The following is a 26,998-nucleotide window of genomic DNA, read 5'->3' on the forward strand; positions in this document are numbered from 1 at the left end:
AAAACATCTAGGACGCCCACGGAGTTGTGGAGAATTTGGCTGTGGATATGTGGACAAGTTGTTAGTTCATAATTAAGATAACTTTTTGCCTATTTACGATTAGAACACAACATGTTAGGGTATATAGAAGTAAAACAACACAACATATAGTGTTGGGCGGTAGAATGATAAAAGCTAAATGTTTGTAAAAGAAGGAAAAATCATATAGATTTAATCACAGACTCCGAGAAAATAGTTTTAAATGGACAAGTGGTGTGACGGATAAAGCATAACGACTGTTATCGACAATACATAATTTCTTCGGAGGTTAAGAGGTAAAAGCATGCGGTGTTCTGTTTACGCTAATATTAGCATGTAAACTAACTGAATCTGCTTTCACCAAATAAACTTAATGAGCGATTGCTCTGCCGAAGTAGCGGACATATCGCTTTTATTTATGCAAAACAAAAGGAGACGAAAAATAATGACAACACAAATTAAACCAACAAACATTGAAAAACTACTAAACGACTTACAAATTGAATTTGGAGCAGATAAAGTAGCTCCTTTGCTGAAAGCGAGCGAAAAATGGCATTCGAGACATGCTGATGCATCGATAGCGGAGTGGGCAAAAGCAATGGTTCTTGAAACAATCAGCTATGTTGCTGAAGATGAGACGTTTTGGACATTCGTCGCAGCTAGAATTCATCTTCATGAAGTATATTTCCATGAAAAAAAACAACGTGATGAAAAACTATACGAAAACTTTGCTGAACATGTGAAAAGCCTTGTAGAAAAAGGTCTTTACACACCAGTTCTAACAGGAAAGTATTCAGTCGAAGAGCTACAGGAAATCGGTAAGTTTATCGTGCCTGAGCGTGATAAGTTATTCACATACATTGGCCTTAAAACATTTATGGATCGTTATGTAGCTGTTGATTTCAATAAAAAGGCTGTTGAACTTCCACAAGAACGCTGGCTTGTTATTGCGATGACGCTTATGCAAGATGAAACAGAAAATCGTCTTGATAAAATCGGCGAATCTTACTGGGCAATGAGTAATTTATATATGACAGTAGCAACACCAACTTTGTCGAATGCGGGTAAGCCTCATGGTCAATTGTCTAGTTGTTTTATTGATACAGTAGATGATTCACTTCAGGGGATTTACGACAGCAACACAGATATCGCGAACTTGTCGAAATACGGTGGCGGTATTGGCGTTTATATGGGTAAAGTACGTAGCCGTGGATCAGCTATCCGTGGATTTAAAGGTGCATCAAGTGGTGTCCTTCCTTGGATTAAGCAGTTAAATAATACAGCAGTAAGTGTAGATCAGCTTGGACAACGCCAAGGCGCGATTGCTGTATATCTAGACGTTTTCCATAAAGATATCTTTACATTCTTAGACTTGAAATTAAATAACGGTGATGAGCGTATGCGTGCACATGATATATTCACTGGCGTTTGTTTACCTGACTTATATATGGAAGCAGTAGAAGCACGTGGAGATTGGCATATGTTCGATCCGCATGAAGTGCGTCAATTGATGGGCTATTCACTAGAAGATGCTTACGATGAAAAGCGTGGAGAAGGTTCATTCCGTGAAAAATACGCAGAGTGTGTCAATAACCCTGAGTTAAGTCGTGAAACAGTTCCGGCAATCGACCTGATGAAACGTATTATGCGTAGTCAGCTTGAGACGGGTGTTCCGTTTATGTTTTACCGCGATGAAGTGAACCGTGCGAATGCTAATAAGCATGAAGGTATGATTTACTCAAGTAATCTTTGTACAGAAATCACACAAAATATGAGTGCGACTGAGTTCGAATCAGTGACACTTGAAGATGATGTTGTTGTGACACGTTCAAAACCAGGTGATTTTGTTGTTTGTAATCTATCTTCAATTAATTTAGGAAAAGCTGTTCCTGCTGAAGTACTGGAAAGATTGATTAAAGTTCAAGTACGTATGTTGGATAATGTTATTGATTTGAATAAGATTCCAGTTGTTCAAGCACAACGTACCAATTCACGTTACCGCGGAATTGGTCTTGGCACATTCGGTTGGCATCACCTGCTTGCGCTGAAAAATATTCAGTGGGAATCAGATGAAGCGGTTGATTTTGCAGATAAATTGTATGAAAAGATTGCTTACTTAACGATTTCAGCATCGATGGAACTTGCCAAAGAAAAAGGTTCATATCCATTGTTTGAAGGATCGGACTGGCAGTCAGGTGATTACTTTGACTTAAAAGGATATGACTCAAACGAGTGGAACGAACTTCGTAATGACGTTGCGACAAACGGTATGAGAAACGGTTATTTGATGGCTGTAGCACCGAATAGTTCGACGTCAGTTATTGCAGGGTCAACAGCATCAATTGACCCAATCTTTAAGCCTTTCTTCCACGAAGAAAAGAAAGACTTTAAATTACCGGTTGTGGCACCTGATTTAGATCATAATACGTATGATATTTATCGTCGCTCTGCATATATTGTAGACCAACGTTGGTCAATCAAACAAAACGCAGCTAGACAGCGTCATATTGACCAAGGGATTTCATTTAATATTTATGTGCCAAATTCAATCCGCGCTTCAGTATTGCTTAATCTACATGTACAAGCTTGGAAATCAGGCATGAAAACGACTTATTATACACGGTCAACAGCGACAGACATTGAAGAGTGTGAATGGTGTCATTCTTAATCGTCTATGCGTCGTGGAGCGGGAATACACAGGAAGTCGCGGAGATAATAGAAGAAACATTAACTAAGATGAACGTACCATATACAACTTATCGAATCGGCGGCGGCATGGCTATTCCAGATCCTCGTGATTATGGGGCCATGCTACTCGGTTCTTTTACATGGGAAAAAGGTTCAACGCCTGATGAAGTGAAAGATTTCGTGGCGGAGATAGGTTATAAGCCGCCAAACGTTTATGTTTTCGGAACGGGTGATACGCAATTTGGTGGGGATGATTTGTTTTGTTTGGCCGCAGTTAAGCTCGCGCGGTTCTATCGTTCAGATCTTCCACCACTTCTAATTGAACAAAGCCCGCGGGGAGAACAAGAAATTGAAGTGAACAATTGGGCGAAAGGGGTAGTTACACATTGGCAATACTTACAAAAGTTAAAGTACTAGATCCAGTTAATCCAAATAAATCAACGGCTATTTTCGGAGGCAAAGCAAGCGGGATTCTTAATTGGAATGACCTTGCACATCCTCATTTTTATAAATTACGTCAGCAAATTCGTTCCCTTTTCTGGACGGCGAATGAAGTAGACATGACACAAGATGTTAAGCAGTTTCCTAGATTAACAGATCGCGAACAAGACGCTTTCTTGAAAATTATAGGGTTACTCGCGACACTAGATGGTCCACAAACTGACATCGCTGCAAAAATTTCTGATTACACAACAGACCCGTCTGTGAAGTCTATTATGGCGACAATCGCTGACCAAGAAAGTGAGCATAATCACAGTTATGCATACGTACTATCGTCGGTTACGACATTGGATAAGCAAATTGCGTCGTTTGAGATGGGACGAACAGATGAAGTGCTTATGCGTAGAAATGAACGTATTGTTGATGTTTATAATGAATTTGCTGAGCAGCCGACAATCGAGACTGCGCTTAAGTCAATGGTTTACACGACGCTCCTTGAAGGCTTATTTTTCTATAGTGGATTTGCGTTTTTCTATAATCTAGCGCGCAATCAAAAAATGGTTGGTACTTCGACAATGGTATCCTATATTAATCGCGATGAATTACAACATGGTAAAGCAATGAGCGATATTTTCCGCGCCGCATTAGCAGAGAATCCTGAATACAACACAGAAGCTTTCACAGAATGGATTTATGATCAATTCCGTCACTCTGTTGAACAAGAAGAGGCGTGGAGTAACTACGTACTTGCTGATATCGAGGGCATTGAATTAGAAGAAATGCACGGCTATATTAAATATCGTGCTAATAAAATGCTTAGAATGCTTGGATTAAGTGAAATCTATCCAGAATACACAGAAAATCCAATGAAATGGATTCGCGCTTATGTCGATAGTTTCGACGACACTAAAACCGACTTCTTCGAACAATCTTCACGACAATACGTGAAGACAAGCGACTTGAATGGATTCGATGATTTATAAAGAATAGTAATTAAAAACGGACACGTTGCAATAGCGTGTCCGTTTTTAATGCATTAAATTAATTACATAATAAGTAATTATGAAAAACTAGTTATTATTTATAGTTTTGAACCGATAGTAGTCTTATAGGATAAAAATGTGATAGTGGGGAGTCTATTAAATGAAAAAGACAAAGAGTGTTGCTTGGAAGTTATCGGGCCTAATAATCGGCCTTTTTTTAGTGCTATTTTTAATTTATACTTCAGTAACAAGTACGATTTTGCATAAGCAAAGTATTAAAGATGCGGAAGAGTTTTCTGTTGAAAATACGGCGAAAAATGCTTCTATTTTAAGTGCAAGATTTGAAAAAACAAATGACATGCTAATTACGACAAAGCATATTGTTGAAACAATGAAGGTACGAGGGGAATTGACAACAGAAGCACTAACAAATATTATCGAAAAAAACTTAGAGAACAATGACGACGCAACAGGGATGGCTGCTTTAATTGAAAAAGGTTCCTTTGTATCAAGCGAATCTGTTACAAATAATTTAATTGACAATCAAAGTAGATTTATTCCGTATCTTTATAAAGAGGATGGCAAAGTAAAGCTAGAAGAACTTACGGAAATAGATGAGAGTGATTGGTATCAAAAACCGAAAAATGATAAGCGCGCTGTATTGACTGAGCCTTATCTTTATAATGCCGGCGGAAATTCTATTATGATGACGACTATTTCAGTTCCATTATTAGATGGATCGGGCAATTTTTTTGGGCTCCTAACGACTGATTTATCTATTGATTTTCTTAATGTAATGGTAAATGAAATTAAGCCAGACGGCGGATATGCAACTATTATTACAAATGAAGGTAATCTTACCGCAAATAGTTTAAAAGAAGAGATGAACGGTTCGAATATGAAGGATGTTATTGACTGGGCTACAGTGAAGAAGGATCTTGATACTGGTATATCGTCTACCTTGTATGTAGATTCGAAAAGTCTGGGTGAAAGTTCTTTTAATTCGTTTGCTCCCGTAATATTAGAAGGAATTGCTGATGTATGGACAGTGCAGACTGTAACGCCTAGGTCTGTCATACTAGAGACTTTTAGTAAAATCTTAATACTTACGATCATTTCAGGTATTGTCATTATTGTGCTGATGGCAATTGCAACCGGAGTATTCATCTTTAGACAGATGAAACCACTTGTCCAGTTAAAGGGTTCTATTGAGACAGCAGCTGCGGGAGATCTGACTATGTATGTAGATGAGAAGTATATTCGCAATGATGAAATTGGGGCCGTTGCCTTTGCTTACAATGACATGCTTAAAAAAACGAATGACGTTATTCATACAGTTATGGATTCATCGACTAGATTAAACGAATCTTCCAATCACGTACATCAAGTGTTTGAAGAGGTCGTTGCAGCAAGCCAGGAGGTTTCATTAGCAACTGATGAAATCGCACATGGCGCATCTAAACAATCTGAGGATACAGAGGAAACGAGTCAGCGAATCATTGTATTGGCGGACAAAATGGATCAACTAACTGCTCTATCTGAAAGTATGAATGTTTTATCGACACGTACAATAAGTTCTACGGAAACCGGTATGAAAGAAATTAATAAATTGCGAGAACATAATGCCTCGGCAAATGAAATGAATGAACGCGTTCAACAGCAAATCGATGTATTGACAGGAAAGATTTCGTCAATCAATCACGTTATTACTTCAATTCATGAAATTACAGCTCAGACAAATTTACTTGCATTAAATGCAAGTATTGAAGCAGCAAGGGCTGGGGAACACGGAAAAGGATTTGCGGTTGTTGCCGAAGAGGTCAGAAAGCTTGCTGAACAATCAAGCAAAGAGACACAAGTCATTCAGAAAACGGTTCAAGAAATATTAGTCGAATCCAAGGAAACGGTATCTGTCATTAATATGAATGTGGAATTAATGAAAGGTCAAAATGAATCTGTTTCAGGTACGGAAGAATCATTTATTAGAAATGCAGAACTGACCGAACAGATTTCAAAATCGATAGCCGAACTTTCTTCAGAGTTATCGGAGATGATGGAGCAAAAGGATCAAGCAATGTTAGCGATTCAAAGTGTCTCCGCAGTCTCTGAAGAAACAGCGGCATCTGCTGAACAAGTAAGTGCATCATCAGCAACACAACAAGCTGAACTAGAAAAAGTCGCGGAGTCTACTAATCAAATGAATAAAATAGCAGGCGAACTGCAAGATGTTGTAGAACGATTTAAATTGTCGTAACCATAGATAATATAAAAGACAATTAATTATAATGAGGCCACTGAAAAACGTACGTTTTTTATATTTTAAGAGTGGTGAAAAATAAACAGGAGTTAATTCGTTCGATTTTGAACGAATTAACTCCTTTATTGTTGAAATATGTAGAGTTATTTCCCTGGAAATATGTCACCGTCTGACATTATTTGAGTCTCGACATTTCTTTTAAGTCAGTCATTTTATTTTTTGATAAAAAATCTTGAACTTTCAGCTTCTTCAAGAATAAATATTTCCGGATTTTGAATGAGCAAGCAGTAAAATTGAATAAGCTTTTTTTTCAAGCAAGTTACAAACCCAGTATCTTAATTACGCCAATTTTGGTGGGGAGCAGTAAGGCTTTCATATAAGGACGCCAGCTTGCAAGGTAATTATTTTGGTTTGGTTTAGATAAGTTGATAGAAAATTATTTTATAATGTATTTTTTTATTTCAACGCATTTTTAGTAAATTGAGCTCCTTGCAAATATCCTAATTTGAAGATATTATCAGAAAAGAGGGTGTATTCAGATCTGATGAACTTTTTGCAAAAAAAAGTTGAGACGATAAAACAATCCCTTTTATTTCTTGCTGAACAGGGAAAATTAATCGTCATTATATGAATCAATTTCATATTTCTGAGCCCTTGGGGCTCTAGGTGTTAAATCACAAAAAAATAGAGCACCTCCCCAAATCCTGTATAATGAGAGTTACCACACACACATTAACAGACTGGAGAAATGCTCTATGCCTATTATACGACAAGAAAGCCTGTTTGACATGCAAGTTTTATTCGACTTGGAACCTACCCATCGATTTAATTCGATTTTGTCGGTTATTGACATACATCCCATCCTTGACGTGATGATGAAAAAGTCTCGTTTTGGACCTAAACAATCACTTAATTATTCTGCTATGATCTATTCGTTGGTTATTCGAATCACCGAACGCATTCCATTTATTAAGGACCTTGTAAAGCGTCTCACTACAGATTTACGGTTTAAGGTTGATTGTGGATTCTTAGTATCTGATGAGATTCCATCGGAAGCTTCCTATTCCCGTATGATTGCATCCATTAGCGAATCTGATACTTTAGAAATCGTTCAAGAACGTCTTCTTCTCCAAGCGATAACAGAAGGTTTCGTATCAGATGAAACGATAGCTATTGATGCAACACATGTTGAAGCGCGTGATCGTGCTCCATTTAAATCGGATAAAGTTAAAAAAGAACCCAAAAAGCGTGGCCGAAAAAAGAAAGAAGAACATGAACAATGGCTAGTTGAAAAAGCTGAAAAGGAAGCGAACCTTCCGCTCTATGAAAAGAAAATTGAAAATCAACTTGATGCATCCCTATTGGAACTTCGTTCCTCTGTGCCTATTGAACCCAAATGGGGAATAAAGAAAAACAGTGAAGGGAAGAACATCTTTTGGTATGGATTTAAATGTCATCTAGCGGTTGGGACGAAAAGTCAATATATTCTTCAATCTCTATTTTCTTCAGGCAGTCTTAATGATGGAAAAGCTGCAATCTCATTATTAAAAGGTACTAAAGAACGTCTACCTTTATTAAAAATAAACTACGTAACAATGGATGCAGGTTACGATTACAACCCAATTTACGAACAAATTTATCGTAACGGATCGCAATCTATCATTGCTTATAATAAGAAGAATGAACCTGAGCCTATAGGCTTTGATAAATATTTCACACCGACATGTGTTCGAGAACATTCGTATCGTTATGATAGCTTCGACAGTAAGTATCAAACACTGAAATACACACGTCCATTGGAATGTAAGAATTGTCCACTCGCTACTGATACTTTATGTCAGAAGGTTTATAAAAAGAAAATCACTGATGACCTGAGACGTTACACTGCGCCAGCACGTGGCTCAGTAAAATGGGATGAAATTTATAAGGAACGAAGTTCCGTTGAACGTGTAAATGCATACCTCAAAGGATATTTTCTATTAGATCAGATTTATCATTGTACTGGTGAAAAAGCCAAGGTTCATTTTGATTTAGTTCAAATCGCGTACAACGCTAGTAAACTTGCTGTTGATCGACTCCTTCAACTTCAATTATCTGAAACAGCATAATCAGCTACTTCATTCGTTTTTTTAAGAAATCATTTTTAATTCTGTTTCTATATGATTTTTTAAAAGTACGCATTATGAAATTGATTCATATAATGAAGTTTATCCAGATATCCTAAAATATAACTAACGTAATTAAAATATATTTAGTCATAGTAGAAAATTATTACTTAGTGCTTAACTTCTTGGATAAATAGTCTTTCCAATGGGCCATTTACAAGACTTGTTCACGCATGAAGTGTACCATTGAAGTATGTATGGACAATTTATATATTGTGTAAAAACATTATCTAAATGAAAAAGGAAAAGGTGAATTGCCTTTTTTATAGGGAGAAGTAGTATGAGCAACCATCAACTATTCAACTATCAAGAATAAAACAAATTAAAGACCAATTTAATTTTGATTTTATTGCATTAGCACTTGTACAAAACGCAAACTATAGATACGAATTTAAATGGGAATATACAGTTGGAAATAGAAGCAACCGTTACAAGCGCATTATTTTACAAACGGGGAAGGGTGTAGCTAGCAATGTTTTTAAATCAGGTAAACCAATGCTCGTTACCGAAATAGGGTCTTTTTTAGAAAGTACAAATCTATTTAATTACCCAATTGTTCAAGCGGAAGGTTTAACCAGCTTTGGCGCAATTCCGCTTTACAAACATAATCGTGTTCAAGGTGTCCTTTTGATAGCATACCGTGACGACAGAAAATTAACAGCTGAGAAATTCGCGAAATTCATAGAAGAAGTTGGTCCGAGATTTGGGCCGTTTTATCATAAGGAGATGGAAAAGCATTGAAGGCCACCGAGAATTTACAAATGGAAAACTTGTTAATGAAAATGTACGACAATACAGCTGAGGCCATCTTCTTTTTTGATAGAAGCAGAAAGGTTATTTCGATGAATAATGCCGCCAAGCTTATCCTTGAGATTACAGTAGTTGATCAAATGGTTGCTGGTATGTCTGATGCGCTATGCCTATCTTGTGATGGGTATACAAATGATCAGGAGCCTAAAACATGTGTATCATGTTTTTTAAAAAATCCGCATGACGATTTTAGTTCGTTTCAAGTGTACTTAGATACAAAAGGACGGGGAATTATTCCTTACACTGCAAGTTATCAAACGATTGACCGAGAACACGGTATCCGCGTTTTGATGCTTAGAAACTTAACAAAACAGTTTAAAACGATGGAAACGCTAAATCAGAGAACCATGATCAAAAGTGTGATAAAAGCACAAGAGGATGAACGCAAGCGCATTTCTAGGGAATTACATGATAGCGTGGCGCAAGAAATACTAAGTTCGCTTGTTGATTTACGCGTCCTAAAATACATGGGTATTAAAGATGATGTATTAAGCAAAGTAGAACAAACAGAAGGTGGACTAATGAGGGTGTTGGATGATATACGACATCTTTCTGTAGAATTAAGACCCGCCACACTGGATGATCTAGGGCTTGAAGCTGCTTTTAGGACGCACTTCAAATGGGTGAAAAAGAATTATGGATTAGTTGTACATTTCACGGCAGAATTAAAGGCTAAAAGATATGAAGGTGAAATTGAAACTGTTGTGTATAGAGTTTGTCAGGAAGCGGTATTTAATGCGTTAAAGTATGCTGAAACTGATACCGTTTACGTTAGACTTTTTGAAGATGCAGGCGTTCTAAAACTAATTGTTCGGGATGAAGGTAAAGGATTTGATATTGAATTTAAAGTTCCGGGGGGGACGGGTCTTGGGCTTTACGGTATGAGAGAAAGGGCCGAATTAGTTGAAGGTAATTTTGTTATTCAATCTAGTATCGGTAAAGGTACGGTTGTGAAATTGGAAATTCCGCTCGTATCTCAAATAGATAAGGAGGAAAGATAGGGATGAAAATCATAATAGCGGATGATCATGCCGTCGTTCGTAGCGGTTTTATGCTTATCTTAAATTTTCAATCTGATATGGAAGTTGTAGCAACTGCTGCAGATGGTCTTGAAGCCTATGATTTAGTTGGGAAACATCGTCCGGATGTACTTCTTATGGACTTAAGCATGCCTCCCGGAGAAAGTGGTCTGATTGCAACGGGAAAGATTCATGCTGATTTTCCGAATACAAAGATCCTTATTTTAACAATGTATGATGAAGAAGAATATGTATTCCATGCGTTGAAAAGTGGTGCTTCGGGTTATGTTCTTAAAAATGCGCCAGATGAAGAACTTTTAAAAGCGATACGCACAGTGTACAAGGGACACGTTTATATCTACCCAACACTGGAAACATCACTTGCTACAGAACTTATTCAAAATATAGATGATATGGGATTTGAAATTGATCCATTTAAACTATTAACAAAGCGGGAACTTGAAGTTTTACCGCTTGCGGCGAAAGGTTATGGGAATAAAGAAATAGCTGAAAGACTTTACATATCCGTAAAGACAGTAGAAGCGCATAAATCAAAAATTATGGAAAAGCTTGGACTGAAAGGAAGACCAGAACTTGTTAACTACGCACTTAGAAAAAAGTTCTTGGATTTTTAAAGAATTGAAAAAGTATTTCTGACTAGTCGCTAAAAGAAAGGAGGAAAACTGATGGATAACCGGTATTCAAGACAGAAATTGTTCAAACCGATTGGTGTGGATGGTCAGCAATTAATCAAACAATCTAAGGTGCTAATCATAGGTTGTGGTGCGCTAGGAACAGCGGTCTCAGAAACGCTTGTAAGGGCAGGAGTTGGGCGTCTTATTATAGCGGATCGTGATTATGTTGAACCTTCAAATTTACAAAGACAGCAATTATTTACTGAACAAGATGCTTTTGACGGCACACCAAAAGTAATAGCAGCAAAGCGTCAGCTAACATTAATACGAAGCGATGTAGAGATTGAAACTGTACTTAATCATATTGACGGTCCCCTTATTGAAACGCTTGTAAAAGATGTCGATCTCATAGTAGATGCGACCGATAATTTTGAAACGCGCTTAATGATGAATGATATAGCATGGAAGACTGGCATTCCTTGGATTTACGGTGCTTGTGTTGGTAGTTTAAGTACAGTTTTCCCTTTTATACCAGGAAAGTCGCCTTGTTTCCGCTGTTTATTGCCCGTCCTCCCAACTATAAATGAGACATGTGATACGGCAGGCATTATCGCTCCTGCAGTACAAATTACGGCAGCACATCAAAGCGCGGAAGTCCTTAAATGGTTATCTGGAAATAAAGAAGTGATGCGCCAAAAAATGCTTACGTATGATTGTTGGAACAATACAAATGTTGAAGCTGGTATTGGCCGAATGAAAAATAAGACTTGTGAGACTTGTGGTGAAAAACCAGTATATCCTTCGTTGTCACCTGAAAGTGGAACTAATTATGCCGTTCTTTGCGGGCGCGACACAGTACAAGTTATTCCTGAAAAAGATCGGACGTTAACATTGATTGAGGTAGAAGAGGTAGCGAAGCATCTTGGAAATTCATATAGAAGAACACCTTACTTTATTGAAATGAATGTTGAAGGGCATCGGTGTATTATTTTTGCGAATGGTCGGTTATTAATACATGGCTTAAAAAATATTCAAGTAGGTAGGAAATTATACCACCAATTATTCGGTTAAGATGGGAGTGGGAAGTTTGTCGAAAGCGCATGATTACGATGGGGAAAAGCAATTGGTTTTTTGTGTGTTAACAACAAGTGATACAAGAAATAGTTTAAATGACAAAGGCGGGGGGACAATTCGTGAAAAACTTGTGAGTGCGGGTCATAAAGTTTTTGAATCGCGGATTTGCCGAGATGATAAGCTAGAAATTGAGTCGGTTATTGCTGAATGGTTGAGGAATCCAAATGTTCAAGGAATTATTACAACGGGTGGGACAGGGCTAGGGTTTAGAGATGTTACAGCGGAAACGTTGGCGCCTTATTTCACAAAGAAAATTGAAGGTTTTGGGGAATTATTTCGGATGATTAGTTATGATGATGTTGGTTCCAAATCGATGTTAAGTCGAGCGAGTGCAGGCATTGTAGAAGAAAAAGTTGTCTTTATGCTTCCTGGTTCGGTGAAGGCAGTAGAGCTGGCAATGGATAAATTAGTCATTCCAGAACTTCATCATATTGTCTATGAAATTACGAAGCATCTAGAAGATTAATAAAAAGAAACGTACAAACCATTAAGCGTTTGTACGTTCATAGTCTCCATTTTTCCCACCAGTTTTTTTAAGTAACATTGTAGGTCCGATAATCATTTCTTTACCCAAGGCTTTGCACATATCGTAGATCGTCAGCGCAGCAGCGGAAGCAGCAGTGAGTGCTTCCATCTCAACCCCTGTTACCCCTTTGGTTTTAACCTCAGCTTGAATGATAACTTCGTAATGTGGGTTAACCTCATCTATGACCCACTCAAATTGAATATTTACTCCGGTTAGTGGGATTGGGTGACACATCGGAATGATAGTAGACGTATTTTTAGCAGCCATAATTGCCGCAACTTGTGCGACAGCAAATACATCACCTTTTTTATTCGTTCCCTCTGAAATTTGGGCATGAATATCTTTATTTAATAATATGGATGATTTGGCGATAGCGATTCTAACCGTTTCTTCTTTATCTGACACATCAACCATTTTCGCGCGACCTTGTTCATTAAAATGTGTTAATTTAGACATAAGACGCATCCTTTCGATACAATTTAAGATTAGTATAACAGATTATAGATAATGGGGGATTTAGTATGGTAGAGATTAGAAAACCTATTCAGGTTGCTCAAGCGATAGATTTAGTAATGGAACATACACATTTACTTGGTACAGAATTACTTCCACTCGAACAAGTATATGGTCGTATCTTAGCAGAACCTATAATTGCCAAACATGATGTACCACCTTTCGATAGATCACCCTATGACGGATTTGCAATTCGTGCACACGATTCAGAAGGTGCATCTGGTGAAAGTAGAGTAAAGTTTAATGTAATTGGTGAAATTGGAGCCGGGCATTTAGGCGAACGTGGAATCGAAAAAGGCGAGGCTTATCGTATTATGACAGGCGCAATTATCCCATCAAACGCAGACGCCGTGGTTATGTTCGAACAAGCTGTAGAAGAACCGGGAAGTTTCACTTTGCGTAAGCCCTTTAAAAAGGGTGAAAATATTTCAGAACAAGGTGAGGACGCAAAAAAAGGAGAGCAACTTATTGAAAAGGGTGCAATTATTCACCCTGGAACAATTGCACTTTTAGCGACCTTTGGTTATGCAAAAGTGAAAGTAGCAAAACGTCCAGTTGTAGGAATTTTATCGACAGGAACAGAGTTGCTTTCTGTAGATGAGGAACTAACACCTGGTAAAATACGAAACTCTAACGGCCCGATGATAAATGCACAACTTGACCGTATGGGAATTACTTATCTATCCTACGGTATGCAAATTGATGATTTAGATGCTTGTACAGCGATTGTTGAAAAAGCGATAGAAGAAACGGATGTCCTCATTACGACTGGCGGGGTTTCTGTAGGAGATTATGATTATCTACCAACTATTTATGAGCGATTAGGAGCGAAGGTTTTATTTAATAAAGTAGCTATGCGCCCTGGAAGTGTTACAACAGTTGCAGTCTTACGTGAAAAGTTTTTATTTGGTCTATCAGGTAACCCGTCAGCTTGTTTTACAGGATTCGAACTGTTTGCACGTCCGGCTATACTAAAAATGATGGGTACAGAAAACACCTATTTACCTCGAATGAAAGCAGTACTTGGCGAAGACATTTTAAAGGCTAATCCGTTTACTCGTTTCATTAGAGCAATATGGGAAATGACGGAGCAAGGACCAGTAGTAGTACCCGCTGGATTTAATAAATCAAGTGCAGTATCTTCGATTGCGCGTGGTAATTGCATCATCGTTTTACCAAGTGGTACAAGAGGGTATACGAGTGGATTGGAAGTCGATATCCTTTTATTAGGTGTCGAGCAAGGTGTTCATGATTGGGTACTATAAAGACGCTGCATATTGTTGGATTTAAAAATAGTGGGAAGACGACTCTCATAACGAGATGGGTTCGTTTATTGAAAGAAAAAGGGATTTCGGTAGCAGTTTTAAAACATCACGGACATAAAAGTCAACTGGACATGCCGGATTCAAATACTGATGCCATGCAGTTTTATAATAGCGGTGCAGATGTGTCAGTCGTAGCCGGCGGTGAAACCGTACAATTATATATGAATGAAGAACCAGGTTTTATTCGAATGAAAGAAATTGCGACAATTAATCACCCTGCTATTCTACTCATAGAAGGGTATAAGGAAGAAAGAGGAGAAAAAGTCATCCTACTACGCGAGGAAGATGATTGGGACGGTTTAAAACATTTGAATAACATTGGACTTATTATAGGGGGCGGGCATATAGAGTTAAGTGCCGTACAGATTCCATCGCGATTAGATGTTGAACTAATTGATAAATGGTTTATGAATTGGGCGGGGAGGAATAGTGAGCATGAAACCCTTTGAAATTGTTGAGACACCGATAGAGATTCAAAAGTATTCGGATTACGTTCTTCATGCAGGCGCTGGCGCAGTCACAATTTTCACAGGTAATGTTCGTGAGTGGACACATGGGGTTCGGACTTTATACCTCTCGTATGAAGCGTATATCCCAATGGCAGAAAAGAAGTTGGCTGAAATTGGCGCGGAAATGGAAGAGAAATGGCCAGGTGTAAAGGTTGCGATTGTTCATAGAATTGGTGAGCTGCAAGTTTCTGACATTGCTGTTTTAATCGCAGTTTCCTCACCACATAGGAAAGCGGCTTACGAAGCGAATGAATATGCTATTGAACAAATTAAAGAAGTCGTTCCAATTTGGAAAAAAGAAATTTGGGAAGACGGCGAAGAGTGGATGGGTGCACAGAAGAAGTATCCAGGGAAGGAGGCGCGCTAGATTGATAAAAGTACAGTATTTTGCGAGACTACGCGAATTAACAGGTTTGGCTGAGGAAGTAATTGAACAGGATGCAATGACTGTCGCTGAACTACTTGACTGGGCTGAAAATAAGTATCCTGGTTTCCAAAAAGATACAATCAATGTAGCTGTAAATGAAGAATATGCGTTGAAAGAGGATGTCATTCAATCTGGTGATAACTGTGCATTTATTCCGCCAGTGAGTGGTGGATGAAAACTGTAGGAATTGTACTTGCTGGCGGTTTATCTAGACGTTTTGGTTCGCCGAAAGCATTTGCACATTTTGAGAAGCAATACTTCTATGAGCGTGCAGTTGATGCATTGAAACTACATTGTGATAAGGTTGTTATAGTAACATTATCGGAGCTAGTAAATCGTTTCCCTAATAAATTAGAAGTAATTACGGATATACCTGAGTTTGCAGGATTGGGTCCATTAGCCGGAATATTGTCTGGAATGACTTATATTCAAGCAGATCGGTATATCGTTTTATCATGCGACATGCCTTATATTGATACAGATGTAGTCGGACTGTTAGAAACATTACAAGACGTTGATGTCACGGCAATAATTTCTTCTGGACGACATCATCCACTTGTATCTATTTGGGATGAGACAACTAAACCAGTGTTGAAAAAAGCACTACATGCTAAGCAACTTAAAGTCATGGATGTATTGGATGCACTCAATGTGGCATGGGTTGATGGAAGTGTATTTACAAATGATGAACAACAAGTGTTTATGAATGTAAATACGCCTACCGATATGGAGAGGAGATGAGAAGTTGGAAGCAATCATGGATAAACTTGGACGACCAATTCGGGATCTTCGTATTTCAGTAACTGATCGATGTAATTTTAGATGCACCTACTGTATGCCTAAGGAAGTTTTCGGTGATGATTATGTCTTTTTACCAAAAAATGAGTTGTTATCATTTGAAGAAATTGAACGTTTGGCTAAAGTATTCGCTGCAATAGGCGTCAAGAAGCTACGTTTAACAGGTGGTGAACCACTTATGCGAAGGGATCTTCCTAAGCTTGTGGATAAACTGTTTCGTATTGAGGGTATTGAAGATATTGGTTTAACAACGAATGGTGTCTTATTGCGACAATATGCTCAGCCACTTTATGATGCGGGTCTTCGTAGGTTAAATATGAGTCTTGATGCTATTGACCCTGAAATCTTTGGAGAAATAAACGGCCGTGGTATAAAACCAAATCTTATCCTATCAAACATTGAACATGCACAAAAAATTGGCTTTGAAATAAAAGTAAATATGGTCGTGCAAAAAGGTGTAAATGAAAGCGAAATCATTCCAATGGCTACTTATTTCAAAGACCGCGGCATTATGCTGCGCTATATTGAATTTATGGATGTTGGTAATGACAATGGCTGGAGTTTTAAAAAGGTTGTTTCGAAAAAGGAAATACACGAGATGTTGAAAGCGGTTTTTGATATCGAGCCTACTGAACAGCATTATTACGGCGAGGTAGCAAAGCGCTATCGCTATAAAGATAACGGTGCAGAAGTTGGCTTTATTACTTCAGTTTCTGAATCATTTTGTTCTACTTGCACACGTGCTAGATTGTCTTCGGATGGAAAGTTGTATACTTGTTTATTTGCATCTGAAGGATTTGATTTACGAGAATTAATCCGTGAAGAATTGACGGACGAAGAATTACTCGACGCAATTAGTCGTGTTTGGGAAAAACGTGCCGATCGCTATTCTGATGAGCGAACCGAACAAACCGCGAAAAATAGAAAGAAGATAGGTATGAGCTATATTGGCGGGTAGTGTATCCACAAATAGTAGATTTGAAATAGTAATCTACTTTAGTGCTTAACTCAATGTTTGATTTGAGTTTAGGCACTTTTTTTGTCTAAAGTTCCATTTAAAGATATTTTGAAATAAAAAGTACTTATTGCCTTTTGAAGTATTTTCATCTTGCAATTTATAATGCTAGGTGGGAATATAGCTTAATAAGAGACATGTATTTTATGGGGAGTTGGAAAACCTTGAAAGAAGGAATTATTAAGGGGAAAAAAGCACCTTATATTTGTACCCCTTTAGTAGGTGTAAACAAGAAAGAAATAATTAAAGAACTACAAATTGTTTTACTTGAAGAGCCTGATTTAATTGAATGGAGAGCAGATTTTTTTAAGGATATCGAAAATGTGAACGTTGTTTTGTCTACTGCACAAGAAATCTGTCTAAAGAGTGGTCTTCCTGTATTGTTTACTATTCGTTCGGTAAATGAAGGGGGAGAGAAAATCCCTTTAGATGAGGACGGGAAAGTTGAATTACTTAGTCAAATTTGTAAAAATACTACTGTTGATTTTATAGATTTTGAAGTATCTAATGAACCAACGCATATTAAGACTTTGCGAAAAGTATCTTCAGAGAATGGAAAAAAACTAATATTATCTTATCATAACTTTGATAGTACACCAAAAAACAATGTAATAATGAAAAAGCTCTTACAAGCTGAGTTTTTCGGGGCGGATATTGCAAAAGCTGCAGTTATGCCAAAGCATAAGGATGATGTATTGAGATTACTGGAAGTTACTAGCGCAGCTGATAATGTTTTGAACATACCACTTATTACGATGTCTATGGGTAGGTTGGGTGGCTTAAGTAGAATTATTGGGTGGACTTACGGCTCAATCGTTACCTTTGGAATGGGCGTTCAAAGTTCAGCTCCAGGACAAATTCCGATTGATAAATTAAAAGTATTGATTGAATCGACACAAGAAGTTCTTGGAGATTGGTAATGAATAAAAAACTGTACCGGAATGTAGACTGCCATAGCGATATGAGACACACATAAAACACCTTCATTAGGCTGCTTCTACACCATATTCTTTTGGTGTAAGGTAGCCTAATTTTTCTTGGATACGCTCTTCGTTATAATAATTTAAATAGGTAATTACTCGCTCAATTACGTCCTGATTATGTAATGAATTAAATTTAACATATTGAAATTCCTCAGACTTCAAGTTCGAATGAAATGATTCAATCACCGCATTGTCCCAACAGTTTCCTCTACGTGACATACTACTGACGAGGTCGTTATCTTTAATACAAGCTTGATACGCATACGATGTGTAAACACTTCCTTGATCTGAATGCACAATTACACCCTCCGGGTGATTTCGTACAGCCAGTGCCTCCTTTAGCGTGTCAATTACAAGTGGTGTCTCCTGGTGATTGTATAATTTGTAAGCCACAATTTCATTATTAAATAAATCCATAATGGTCGAAAGGTATTTTGTAGTATTGCCATACTGAATATATGTAATATCCGTTACCCATTTCTTGTTTGGTTCACTAGCCGTAAAGTTACGTTTAAGAATATTAGGAGCAATCACAATGCTTTCTCCTTGGGATTTCCACTTCCGTTTCGGCTTGATTCGACACTGCAAGTGATGCTTTTGCATGATGTCCTGAACTGTATTCCGATTTAATTCTATTTTATATTTTTTCTTTAGCAAAGCCTTTATTTTTCTGTGGCCATTCCGATACTTAGTAATTTTACACAGCTCTATAATGGATTCCTCTTCTACCGAAAGTGGCTGATTGACTCCTTGAATACGCCATCTATAATAGTTTGCCCTTGGTACTTCTAATGCTGTCAATATAGCTGTAATCGTATACTTCTTTTTAAGTTTTTCAACAGTTTGTAGAACTATTTCTTTTTCAACCCTCTTTCGATCTCCATGTACTTTTTTAGTATTTCGTTCTCCATTTTCAAGTGAGATAATTGACGTTCTCGTTTATCGTCTTCACTCGCTAACACTGGACCATGACCGTATGCATACTGTTTACCAATTGGTTGATCAAATCGATAAATTTCATTCCTACGGTACCATGTCATCCAAGTCTTAATCTGTGAAACATTTTTGATTCCGTGCTTCTCCATAATTTCCTTGTTTGTCAATTCACCACTTAATTTATCTTTTACAACAGCCCATTTAACTTCACTTGAATATACGTTTTTGCCCATGCAAAAACACCTCCGATGTAAGTACTTTTTACAAGTGTACCACGCCGAAGGTGTTTTATATTGTCTCACTAATTCAGGTTAGCCCAATGAATGATTCATTCCAGTACAGTTTTTTATTTTAATTTGGATCGTATAATTCCCAACCTAGCTTAATTGAATCGACAATTGAATCCGCGATTTCCTCTGGAGTACGGTCATCTACTGATAGCTCAGAGTTATTAAGCGAATATGTATCCTGACGTTCATGGAATAGCTTTTCGATTTCTTCGACGTTTCTACTTTGTAAATTAGGACGGTTATCCATTAATAAATTCAATCGTTCTTTCCATTCATCCCAAGAAAGTTGTAAATGAATGACAATACAATTCGCGAGACAGACATCCCGAACTTCTTGCTGCATAAAAGCACCGCCGCCAACAGAAATTATTTTTAGTTTTTGGCCGCAAATTAATTTGATAATCTTTCTTTCGGATTCACGGAAAGCAGCTTCACCATGTTTTTCGAAAATCTCCGATGTAGACATTCCGAATTCATTTTCAATCTCTTGGTCTATATCTATAAAACTTCGGTACAATTTCTTTGCAACAAGCTCACCGATTGTTGTTTTTCCAACGCCCATAAAACCAATAAAAACAATGCTTTTTTGCCTTGCCGGAACTTCTCTAGTCATCAACATAAACACTCTTTCTATCTGAGTCAATTTCATAATTACATAAATCCGTTACGTCACTACAATATATAGTTGAGAACGTTTTAACTCAACTATATATTGTAGTGGTGTGGCGATAAAATCCTATTATGAAATTGACTGATCTATAATAGTACCCAAAGTATAGTACAGTGTCAGAATTATGTAAATACCTATGAAGTGCATTAAGTAAAATAAGAGTTCGACGAATCAGTAATCTAAAGAAAATAGAAAGAGTAATGATTGAATTCTGAAAAATATGATATACTCAACTCATCAGATGACAGGAGGTTTTTAAGGTGAAACCTAATATTTATATAACGAGAAAGTTTCCAGATGAAGCGGTTGCACCACTTCGTAAGAAATTTAATGTGCGGATGTGGCACGAGGAAGAAGTAGAAGTGCCAAGTGATGTGCTTTTTGAAGAAGCAAAGAATGCGGACGCACTTTGGACAACGATATCAGATAAAATAACGCGTGAATTAATAGAAGCATCGCCAAAACTTAAAGTCGTGTCTAATTTAGCTGTTGGTTTTAATAATATTGATGTTGAAGCTGCAAAAGAGCATGGGGTAATTGTAACGAACACACCAGATGTGCTAACTGAAACAACAGCAGATTTGGCGTTCGCTTTACTACTAGCATCTGCACGCCGAGTGACTGAGGCGGAACAAGATCTACGTGCTGGCAAATGGAAAGCCTGGTCTGCGATGCAACTTACTGGTATGGATGTTTTCGGTGCAACACTTGGCGTTATTGGAATGGGGCGAATTGGGGAAGCTGCTGCGCGTCGTGCAAAAGGCTTTGATATGCGCGTGATATATCATAATCGCACAAGAAAGATAGAAACGGAAGAAAAGCACGGATTTGAATATGCGGATTTAAGTACATTACTAAGAGAATCTGATTTTGTTTTAATATTCGCGCCACTTACGCCGGAAACGAAAAATATGATCGGGGAAAAAGAATTATCGAAAATGAAAAAAACAGCAATCCTGCTCAATGTTGCACGGGGTGGAATTATTGATGAACAAGCGCTTTATCAAGCACTGAAAGACGGCACAATATGGGGTGCTGGTCTTGACGTCTTCGAACAGGAACCTGTGCCACTAAATCATCCACTTCTAACATTATCCAATGTAACTGTGTTGCCGCATATAGGGAGTGCAAGTATAAAAACTAGATTTGCAATGATGAACCTAAACATGCAGGCTATTACGGATGTTCTTGAGGGGCGAGAACCAGGTGGTCGAGTAGTTTGAAAATAAGCATATTCTTCGATGTTTGGAGAATATGCTTTTTTCAATGGTGAACTTTGTTGTCTTACAATAAATAGCCAGTTTAATAATCTTGAATATGTTCTGTGTGCTTTAATATATCAAAACTAATCTAATTTATGTATCGAATCTACACAAAAGACTGTATATTCTCCTTATTGAAAATTTGTGTAAAATGTGAAAGAAAATTATAACATTGATATAGCAACATTGAAAGCGCATACAGTATTAGTCGAATAGAACAATTAACACGCAATTAAAAAGAATCTGTTGACGAATAGAGATATCCGCGGTAAGATTGCAACAATCCATTATGAGTTAGTGATTTATTTCACGACATCAATATTATTAGATTAGTGGAAAAGCTATTCGTGTTATAGTATAGTTAACTTAATTAAACCGTGTGAAAAAAATTATATAAAAAAATCATTGATGAGGTTAAAGTAAATAGAACTTTGTATTCTTAGAGAGCCGTGCATGGTGGAAGCCGGCAATACAACTATTTGCGACATCCCCTCGGAGAGGATTACTGAAAAGGTAACTGATTAGGTAGTCCCGGGCATAGTAAATTATGCTCGTTACGAAAGAATAGACTAGATCTATTCAAGAGGTAGCATTATTGCTACGAACAAGGGTGGTACCATGAAAAGCTTTTTCATCCCTATGTGAAGAACATTATTTCTTTGCGTGGGATGAAAAGGCTTTTTGTATGTCCATAAAAAATTAAGGAGGAGTTTGTTGATGAATACTGGAGGGCAAGTAAAATTACAGCCAGCTGCAATGTCGACTGAAGTTGAAGAGCCTAAACTACTGAATGATGGGTCTGCAGTACTCATTCAAGCTTTGAAGGATCAAGGGGTTGAGATAATTTTCGGATACCCTGGTGGAGCTGTCTTACCCATTTATGATGCGCTATATAAAAACCCAATTCAGCATATACTGGCGCGTCATGAACAAGGTGCCATCCATGCGGCAGAAGGATATGCTCGCGTCTCTGGAAAACCAGGCGTTGTCATCGCAACTTCAGGTCCTGGCGCAACAAACTTAGTAACAGGTATAACGGATGCGATGATGGACTCATTGCCTTTAGTCGTATTTACTGGGCAAGTTGCGACATCAGTTATTGGAACAGACGCATTCCAAGAAGCTGATATTATGGGTATTACTCAACCAATAACAAAGCATAACTATCAGGTAACTGACATCAATGATTTACAAAGAATTATAAAAGAAGCTTTCCATATCGCTTCTACTGGACGAAGAGGTCCGGTGCTTGTAGATATTCCTAAAAATATAGCTGTAGAATTATTTATACCGACGCCAGAAAATGCAGCGCCTGAAGAAGTTAATTTGCCAGGTTATCAACCAACTACAAAGCCAAATTTTTTACAAATACAAAAAGCAATACAGGCAATTTCATTAGCGAAAAAGCCACTTATTCTTGCTGGGGCAGGTATTCTTCATGCACAGGCAATGGATGAATTAAAAGAGTTTGTTGAAAAACATAATATCCCTGTAACAAATACACTTCTTGGCTTAGGAAGCATTCACGGGGAACACGAGTTATTTTTAGGAATGGCAGGAATGCACGGAACTTATGCATCGAATATGGCATTAAGTGAATGTGATGTACTTGTTAATATCGGAGCAAGATTTGACGATAGACTTACAGGTAACTTAGATTTATTTGCAACGAATGCAAAGGTTATACACATCGATATTGATCCAGCTGAGATTGGGAAAAACGTTCTTACTGAAATTCCAATTGTTGCAGACGCGAAAGAAGCGTTGAAAGAGCTTTTGAAGAACGATTTCGAATCACAGAACACCGACGAGTGGCATGCCTATTTGAAAGCTGCATCTACAGATTTCCCATTATGGTATAACGAAGATGAAGACTGGATTTTACCTCAACAAGCTATTGAGATAATCCATCGCATAACTGAAGGTAATGCAATTGTGACGACTGATGTTGGTCAACACCAAATGTGGGCGGCTCAGTACTATAAACTGAATAATCCGGATCACTGGGTTACTTCTGGTGGGTTAGGAACAATGGGTTTTGGTTTCCCGGCGGCAATTGGTGCACAGCTTGCTAAGCCTGACAAAAGAGTTATTGCAATTGTGGGCGATGCGGGCTTCCAAATGACTGCACAAGAATTGTCACTGTTACAAGAATTAAGAATTCCTGTCAAAGTCATTATTTTAAACAATAGAGGCTTAGGCATGGTACGCCAATGGCAAGAAGCATTTTTTGAAGAACGATACTCTCAATCACTCATACCGGTACAACCAGACTTTGTGAAACTTGCAGAGGCATATGATTTAAAGGGATATAAGATTGAAACGCTTGAAGAGGCTGAACGTATTTTTAAAGAAGCCTTGCTTTCAGATGAGCCAGTACTTATTGATTGCCGAGTGAAACAATTTGAAAATGTGTATCCAATGATTGCACCAGGCAAAGGATTACATGAAATGATTGGGGTGAGCAGCAAATGAAAAGAGTTATAACTGTAACGGTCATTAACCAAAGCGGTGTTTTGAACCGTGTAACAGGACTGCTCATGAAGCGGCAATTTAATATTGAAAGTATAACTGTTGGTCATACGGAACAAGCAGGCATGTCGAAAATGACGTTCATCGTACATGTAGAAGACAAAAGTAAAATAGAACAACTTGCAAAACAACTACAAAAGCAGATTGATGTCATTAAAGTAGATGATATTACTGATAAAGCAATCGTCATGAGGGAGCTTGCACTCATTAAAGTAATCTCACCACCTCATATGCGTGCGGAAATAAATAGTATTATTGAACCTTTCCGCGCGACAGTAATTGATATGAGTAAAAATGTAATTACTTATCAAGTGACAGGAAATCCTGACAAAATTGAGGCGTTTATTGATTTACTAAAACCATATGGTATAAAAGAATTAACTCGTACAGGTGCAACAGCATTTGTAAGAGAAACGCAAAAAGTACAATCACCACAGCTTTCCATATTAAAATAAAAAAGATGAAAACACACTAGGAGGAAATTAAAAATGGCTAAAATGTATTATAACGACGATATCAACGAAGGTTTACTACAAGGGAAGAAAGTAGCAATTATTGGATACGGTTCACAAGGACACGCACACGCTCGTAACTTGAAAGATTCAGGTTTTGATGTAATCGTTGGTGTTAGACCAGGTAAATCATTTGATCAAGCAAAAGAAGATGGCCTAGAAGTTGCAACAGTGAAAGAAGCATCTGAACAAGCTGATTTAATCATGATCTTGTTACCAGATGAAAGACAAAAACAAGTTTATAATGAAGAAATAAAAGATGCACTTACAGCTGGAAAATCACTTGTATTTGCACACGGATTTAACGTTCACTTTGACGAAATCAAACCACCTGCAGATGTTGACGTATTCTTAGTTGCACCAAAGGGACCGGGACATCTAGTTCGTAGAACATTCGAAGCAGGCGCAGGCGTACCAGCTCTATTCGCTGTATACCAAGACGTATCTGGTCAAGCTAAAGATGTTGCTCTTGCTTATGCTAAAGGTATCGGAAGTGCACGTGCAGGCGTTCTTGAAACAACATTTAAAGAAGAAACTGAAACTGATTTATTCGGCGAGCAAGCAGTACTTTGTGGTGGAACAACTGCACTTGTAAAAGCAGGATTTGAAACGCTTGTTGAAGCAGGATATCAGCCAGAACTTGCTTACTTTGAAACATTACATGAACTAAAACTAATCGTTGACCTTATGTATGAGGGTGGACTTTCAGGAATGCGTTACTCAATCTCTGACACTGCACAATGGGGCGATTATGTAGCTGGAGATCGTATTGTTGATGCTGGAACAAAAGATAGAATGAAAGAACTTCTTTCTGAAATCCAATCAGGAGAATTCGCACGCGGATGGATCAAAGAGAACGAAGATAACCGTCCAAACTTTAACGCTATCACTGAAAAAGAAGAAAAACACCAAATCGAAGAAGTTGGACAAAAACTTCGCGAAATGATGCCTTTTGTAAATGCAGGCAAGAAGATTGGAGAGAAAGAAGTGGTGAAGAGTGCGAAAAATTGATGTTTTCGACACAACACTACGCGATGGTGAACAAGCCGCTGGGATTAATTTAAATACAGCAGAAAAGTTTGAAATTGCACGTCAACTAGAAAAGCTTGGGGTAACAATTATTGAAGCAGGATTTCCTGCTTCTTCCCCTGGTGATTTTGAAGCGGTTCAGCGTATTGCGAATAAAGTGAAAAATTCGACAGTTACAGGTTTAGCGAGAGCAATGAAAAGTGATATTGACACTTCTTGGGAAGCGCTAAAAGGTGCTGAACAGCCTCATCTTCATGTTTTTCTAGCAACTTCTCCTATTCATATGGAATATAAATTAAATAAAACGCCTGATCAGGTTGTTGAAATTGCTGTTGAGGCAGTGAAACATGCACGTAAAAAGTTTCCACTCGTTCAATGGTCTGCAGAAGATGCGTTTCGTTCAGACTGGGATTTCCTTGTTAAAATTGTTGGAAAAGTTATTCAAGCAGGGGCTACAACAATCAATATTCCAGATACAGTTGGTTACGCAACGCCTGCAGAATACGGAGCGCTCTTTAAATATTTGAAGGACAATGTTATGGGTATTGATAAAGTTAAATTATCAGCTCATTGTCATGATGATTTAGGGATGGCGACAGCTAACACAATTGCAGCGATTGAAAATGGTGCAGATCAAATTGAAGGTACAATTAATGGACTTGGTGAGCGTGCAGGAAATGTGGCGCTTGAGGAAATTGCAGTTGCTTTGCATATTCGTAAAGATGTCTATAATTTCACGACGGACATTAATTTAAAAGAAATCAAACGTACAAGCCAGTTAGTAAGTCAATTAACGGGTGTTGTAATACAACCGAATAAAGCAATTGTTGGTAAAAATGCTTTTGCACATGAGTCAGGAATTCACCAAGACGGCATGTTGAAAAATAGAGAAACATACGAAATTATTACACCAGCATTAATTGGTGAGAGTGATATACCTCTTGCGCTCGGCAAACACTCAGGTAGACATGCTTTCAAAGATCGTTCTATTACAATGGGCTTCGAGTTAACTGATGAGGAGCTAAATGATGCTTTCGTTGAGTTTAAACGCTTGGCAGACCGTAAAAAAGAAATTACTGAACAAGATTTATTTGTATTATTCACAGATCAGCAAATAGACTACAAAGATATGCCGATTTATGAATTAACAGATGTTCAAGTTCAATACGAATCTGGAAGAAGCCCGAAAGCGATGGTTGCTGTTATTTTACCAAGTGGTAAAGAAGCAAGTAATACTGCTACCGGTTCAGGTCCAGTAGAAGCAATCTTTAACACGCTTGAAGAGCTAGTCCAAAGTAAAATTGAAATTCTTGATTATCGAGTTACTTCAATCGGTAAAGGCAGAGATGCGCTAGGTGAAGCGGTCATTCACCTTAAATATAATGATGAGATTATTACAGGTCGTGACGTTGCACAAGATGTTCTTGAAGCATCAGCAAAAGCTTATTTAAATGCTATAAATAGACAACTTGTTACAGCTAGAGGTTTAGAAAAAGAAAAGACAATTTGAAGTATTGAAAA

Annotated in this window: 25 protein-coding genes and 1 other annotated feature; of the genes, 22 read left to right on the top strand and 3 right to left on the bottom strand. The window is 37.8% G+C overall.

Translation table 11 applies throughout. The features are described 5' to 3' along the window. Window positions 1-463: 463 nt before the first annotated feature. The 10 genes from AC3RV6_RS01355 to AC3RV6_RS01400 all read left to right on the top strand — a co-directional run bounded on the left by AC3RV6_RS01355 (window position 464) and on the right by AC3RV6_RS01400 (window position 12,616). Window positions 464-2,686 (top strand): ribonucleoside-diphosphate reductase subunit alpha, encoded by a 2,223-nt coding sequence (locus AC3RV6_RS01355; RefSeq protein WP_489747692.1) that lies wholly within the window; start codon window positions 464-466, stop codon window positions 2,684-2,686. Continuing rightward, the gene (locus AC3RV6_RS01360) at window positions 2,671-3,123 is read left to right on the top strand and encodes a flavodoxin (RefSeq protein ID WP_489747693.1); all 453 of its coding nucleotides are present in this window, start codon (window positions 2,671-2,673) and stop codon (window positions 3,121-3,123) included. The genes AC3RV6_RS01355 and AC3RV6_RS01360 overlap by 16 nt, the downstream gene beginning before the upstream one ends. Next, complete coding sequence (locus AC3RV6_RS01365; RefSeq protein WP_489747694.1) at window positions 3,093-4,130, top strand: ribonucleotide-diphosphate reductase subunit beta; 1,038 nt, start codon at window positions 3,093-3,095, stop codon at window positions 4,128-4,130. Before AC3RV6_RS01360 ends, AC3RV6_RS01365 begins: the two co-directional genes overlap by 31 nt. Window positions 4,131-4,290: 160 nt before the next feature. Further along, window positions 4,291-6,384, top strand: coding sequence for a methyl-accepting chemotaxis protein (locus AC3RV6_RS01370; protein ID WP_489747695.1), 2,094 nt, complete (start codon window positions 4,291-4,293; stop codon window positions 6,382-6,384). Window positions 6,385-7,142: 758 nt separating this feature from the next. Continuing rightward, the gene (locus AC3RV6_RS01375) at window positions 7,143-8,495 is read left to right on the top strand and encodes a transposase (RefSeq protein WP_489746479.1); all 1,353 of its coding nucleotides are present in this window, start codon (window positions 7,143-7,145) and stop codon (window positions 8,493-8,495) included. 378 nt (window positions 8,496-8,873) lie between these two features. After that, the gene (locus AC3RV6_RS01380) at window positions 8,874-9,293 is read left to right on the top strand and encodes a GAF domain-containing protein (RefSeq protein ID WP_489749152.1); all 420 of its coding nucleotides are present in this window, start codon (window positions 8,874-8,876) and stop codon (window positions 9,291-9,293) included. Next, window positions 9,290-10,363 (top strand): sensor histidine kinase, encoded by a 1,074-nt coding sequence (locus tag AC3RV6_RS01385; RefSeq protein ID WP_489747696.1) that lies wholly within the window; start codon window positions 9,290-9,292, stop codon window positions 10,361-10,363. The genes AC3RV6_RS01380 and AC3RV6_RS01385 overlap by 4 nt, the downstream gene beginning before the upstream one ends. Window positions 10,364-10,365: 2 nt before the next feature. After that, window positions 10,366-11,016 carry a response regulator gene (locus AC3RV6_RS01390; protein WP_489747697.1) on the top strand — a complete coding sequence of 217 codons (651 nt, stop codon included), beginning with the start codon at window positions 10,366-10,368 and terminating at the stop codon, window positions 11,014-11,016. Window positions 11,017-11,067: 51 nt separating this feature from the next. Beyond that, window positions 11,068-12,087 carry a ThiF family adenylyltransferase gene (locus AC3RV6_RS01395; RefSeq protein ID WP_489747698.1) on the top strand — a complete coding sequence of 340 codons (1,020 nt, stop codon included), beginning with the start codon at window positions 11,068-11,070 and terminating at the stop codon, window positions 12,085-12,087. A gap of 16 nt (window positions 12,088-12,103) precedes the next feature. Continuing rightward, the gene (locus AC3RV6_RS01400; RefSeq protein ID WP_489747699.1) at window positions 12,104-12,616 is read left to right on the top strand and encodes a MogA/MoaB family molybdenum cofactor biosynthesis protein; all 513 of its coding nucleotides are present in this window, start codon (window positions 12,104-12,106) and stop codon (window positions 12,614-12,616) included. Between the two features lie 21 nt (window positions 12,617-12,637). On the opposite strand, the gene moaC is transcribed toward AC3RV6_RS01400, so the two are convergent. Beyond that, on the bottom strand, window positions 12,638-13,132 hold the full coding sequence (gene moaC, locus AC3RV6_RS01405) for a cyclic pyranopterin monophosphate synthase MoaC (RefSeq protein ID WP_489747700.1): 495 nt from the start codon (window positions 13,130-13,132) through the stop codon (window positions 12,638-12,640). Between the two features lie 65 nt (window positions 13,133-13,197). Here moaC and AC3RV6_RS01410 point away from each other — a divergent pair, with 65 nt between their 5' ends. The 7 genes from AC3RV6_RS01410 (at window position 13,198) to aroD (ending at window position 18,183) form a co-directional block, all read left to right on the top strand. Next, complete coding sequence (locus AC3RV6_RS01410) at window positions 13,198-14,454, top strand: molybdopterin molybdotransferase MoeA (protein ID WP_489747701.1); 1,257 nt, start codon at window positions 13,198-13,200, stop codon at window positions 14,452-14,454. Then, window positions 14,442-14,963, top strand: coding sequence for a molybdopterin-guanine dinucleotide biosynthesis protein B (gene mobB / locus AC3RV6_RS01415; RefSeq protein WP_489747702.1), 522 nt, complete (start codon window positions 14,442-14,444; stop codon window positions 14,961-14,963). Before AC3RV6_RS01410 ends, mobB begins: the two co-directional genes overlap by 13 nt. Further along, a complete protein-coding gene (locus tag AC3RV6_RS01420; protein ID WP_489747703.1) occupies window positions 14,950-15,390 on the top strand; it encodes a molybdenum cofactor biosynthesis protein MoaE in 441 nt (146 codons plus the stop codon). The genes mobB and AC3RV6_RS01420 overlap by 14 nt, the downstream gene beginning before the upstream one ends. Window position 15,391: 1 nt before the next feature. After that, entirely contained in the window at window positions 15,392-15,625 is a 234-nt protein-coding gene (gene moaD, locus AC3RV6_RS01425) for a molybdopterin converting factor subunit 1 (RefSeq protein ID WP_489747704.1), read from the top strand. Next, window positions 15,622-16,191 carry a molybdenum cofactor guanylyltransferase gene (gene mobA, locus AC3RV6_RS01430; RefSeq protein ID WP_489747705.1) on the top strand — a complete coding sequence of 190 codons (570 nt, stop codon included), beginning with the start codon at window positions 15,622-15,624 and terminating at the stop codon, window positions 16,189-16,191. The genes moaD and mobA overlap by 4 nt, the downstream gene beginning before the upstream one ends. A 16-nt stretch (window positions 16,192-16,207) precedes the next feature. Then, window positions 16,208-17,206, top strand: coding sequence for a GTP 3',8-cyclase MoaA (gene moaA, locus AC3RV6_RS01435; RefSeq protein ID WP_489749153.1), 999 nt, complete (start codon window positions 16,208-16,210; stop codon window positions 17,204-17,206). Between the two features lie 203 nt (window positions 17,207-17,409). Continuing rightward, entirely contained in the window at window positions 17,410-18,183 is a 774-nt protein-coding gene (gene aroD / locus AC3RV6_RS01440; protein WP_489747706.1) for a type I 3-dehydroquinate dehydratase, read from the top strand. Between the two features lie 66 nt (window positions 18,184-18,249). On the opposite strand, the gene AC3RV6_RS01445 is transcribed toward aroD, so the two are convergent. After that, a protein-coding gene (locus tag AC3RV6_RS01445; RefSeq protein ID WP_489747707.1) for an IS3 family transposase occupies window positions 18,250-19,415 on the bottom strand; the annotation gives its coding sequence in 2 pieces (ribosomal slippage) (window positions 18,250-19,139 and window positions 19,139-19,415; 1,167 coding nt in all). 118 nt (window positions 19,416-19,533) lie between these two features. Beyond that, a complete protein-coding gene (locus tag AC3RV6_RS01450; protein ID WP_489749154.1) occupies window positions 19,534-20,091 on the bottom strand; it encodes a shikimate kinase in 558 nt (185 codons plus the stop codon). Between the two features lie 311 nt (window positions 20,092-20,402). On the opposite strand from AC3RV6_RS01450, the gene AC3RV6_RS01455 reads away from it, so the two are divergent. The 5 genes from AC3RV6_RS01455 to AC3RV6_RS01475 all read left to right on the top strand — a co-directional run bounded on the left by AC3RV6_RS01455 (window position 20,403) and on the right by AC3RV6_RS01475 (window position 26,987). After that, window positions 20,403-21,365: a 2-hydroxyacid dehydrogenase gene (locus AC3RV6_RS01455; RefSeq protein WP_489747708.1), complete on the top strand. Its 963-nt coding sequence runs from the start codon at window positions 20,403-20,405 to the stop codon at window positions 21,363-21,365. Between the two features lie 435 nt (window positions 21,366-21,800). Further along, window positions 21,801-22,046: a binding site (T-box leader), on the top strand. Between the two features lie 114 nt (window positions 22,047-22,160). Next, window positions 22,161-23,879, top strand: coding sequence for an acetolactate synthase large subunit (ilvB, locus tag AC3RV6_RS01460; protein ID WP_489749155.1), 1,719 nt, complete (start codon window positions 22,161-22,163; stop codon window positions 23,877-23,879). After that, window positions 23,876-24,391, top strand: coding sequence for an acetolactate synthase small subunit (gene ilvN / locus AC3RV6_RS01465; RefSeq protein ID WP_489747709.1), 516 nt, complete (start codon window positions 23,876-23,878; stop codon window positions 24,389-24,391). Before ilvB ends, ilvN begins: the two co-directional genes overlap by 4 nt. 33 nt (window positions 24,392-24,424) lie before the next feature. Further along, on the top strand, window positions 24,425-25,459 hold the full coding sequence (gene ilvC, locus AC3RV6_RS01470) for a ketol-acid reductoisomerase (protein WP_489747710.1): 1,035 nt from the start codon (window positions 24,425-24,427) through the stop codon (window positions 25,457-25,459). Next, window positions 25,446-26,987 carry a 2-isopropylmalate synthase gene (locus AC3RV6_RS01475; protein WP_489747711.1) on the top strand — a complete coding sequence of 514 codons (1,542 nt, stop codon included), beginning with the start codon at window positions 25,446-25,448 and terminating at the stop codon, window positions 26,985-26,987. Before ilvC ends, AC3RV6_RS01475 begins: the two co-directional genes overlap by 14 nt. Window positions 26,988-26,998: the final 11 nt, after the last annotated feature.

It is taken from the genome of Sporosarcina sp. So3-204 (genome assembly GCF_058068165.1).

Bases quoted from the DNA above. Each gene is read 5' to 3' on its own strand.
- AC3RV6_RS01355 (WP_489747692.1), top strand. From the start codon at position 464: ATGACAACACAAATTAAACCAACAAACATTGAAAAACTACTAAACGAC.
- AC3RV6_RS01360 (WP_489747693.1), top strand. From the start codon at position 2,671: ATGGTGTCATTCTTAATCGTCTATGCGTCGTGGAGCGGGAATACACAG.
- AC3RV6_RS01370 (WP_489747695.1), top strand. From the start codon at position 4,291: ATGAAAAAGACAAAGAGTGTTGCTTGGAAGTTATCGGGCCTAATAATC.
- AC3RV6_RS01375 (WP_489746479.1), top strand. From the start codon at position 7,143: ATGCCTATTATACGACAAGAAAGCCTGTTTGACATGCAAGTTTTATTC.
- AC3RV6_RS01390 (WP_489747697.1), top strand. From the start codon at position 10,366: ATGAAAATCATAATAGCGGATGATCATGCCGTCGTTCGTAGCGGTTTT.
- AC3RV6_RS01395 (WP_489747698.1), top strand. From the start codon at position 11,068: ATGGATAACCGGTATTCAAGACAGAAATTGTTCAAACCGATTGGTGTG.
- moaC (WP_489747700.1), bottom strand. From the start codon at position 13,132: ATGTCTAAATTAACACATTTTAATGAACAAGGTCGCGCGAAAATGGTT.
- AC3RV6_RS01410 (WP_489747701.1), top strand. From the start codon at position 13,198: ATGGTAGAGATTAGAAAACCTATTCAGGTTGCTCAAGCGATAGATTTA.
- AC3RV6_RS01420 (WP_489747703.1), top strand. From the start codon at position 14,950: ATGAAACCCTTTGAAATTGTTGAGACACCGATAGAGATTCAAAAGTAT.
- mobA (WP_489747705.1), top strand. From the start codon at position 15,622: ATGAAAACTGTAGGAATTGTACTTGCTGGCGGTTTATCTAGACGTTTT.
- moaA (WP_489749153.1), top strand. From the start codon at position 16,208: ATGGATAAACTTGGACGACCAATTCGGGATCTTCGTATTTCAGTAACT.
- aroD (WP_489747706.1), top strand. From the start codon at position 17,410: ATGGGGAGTTGGAAAACCTTGAAAGAAGGAATTATTAAGGGGAAAAAA.
- AC3RV6_RS01450 (WP_489749154.1), bottom strand. From the start codon at position 20,091: ATGTTGATGACTAGAGAAGTTCCGGCAAGGCAAAAAAGCATTGTTTTT.
- ilvB (WP_489749155.1), top strand. From the start codon at position 22,161: ATGTCGACTGAAGTTGAAGAGCCTAAACTACTGAATGATGGGTCTGCA.
- ilvN (WP_489747709.1), top strand. From the start codon at position 23,876: ATGAAAAGAGTTATAACTGTAACGGTCATTAACCAAAGCGGTGTTTTG.
- ilvC (WP_489747710.1), top strand. From the start codon at position 24,425: ATGGCTAAAATGTATTATAACGACGATATCAACGAAGGTTTACTACAA.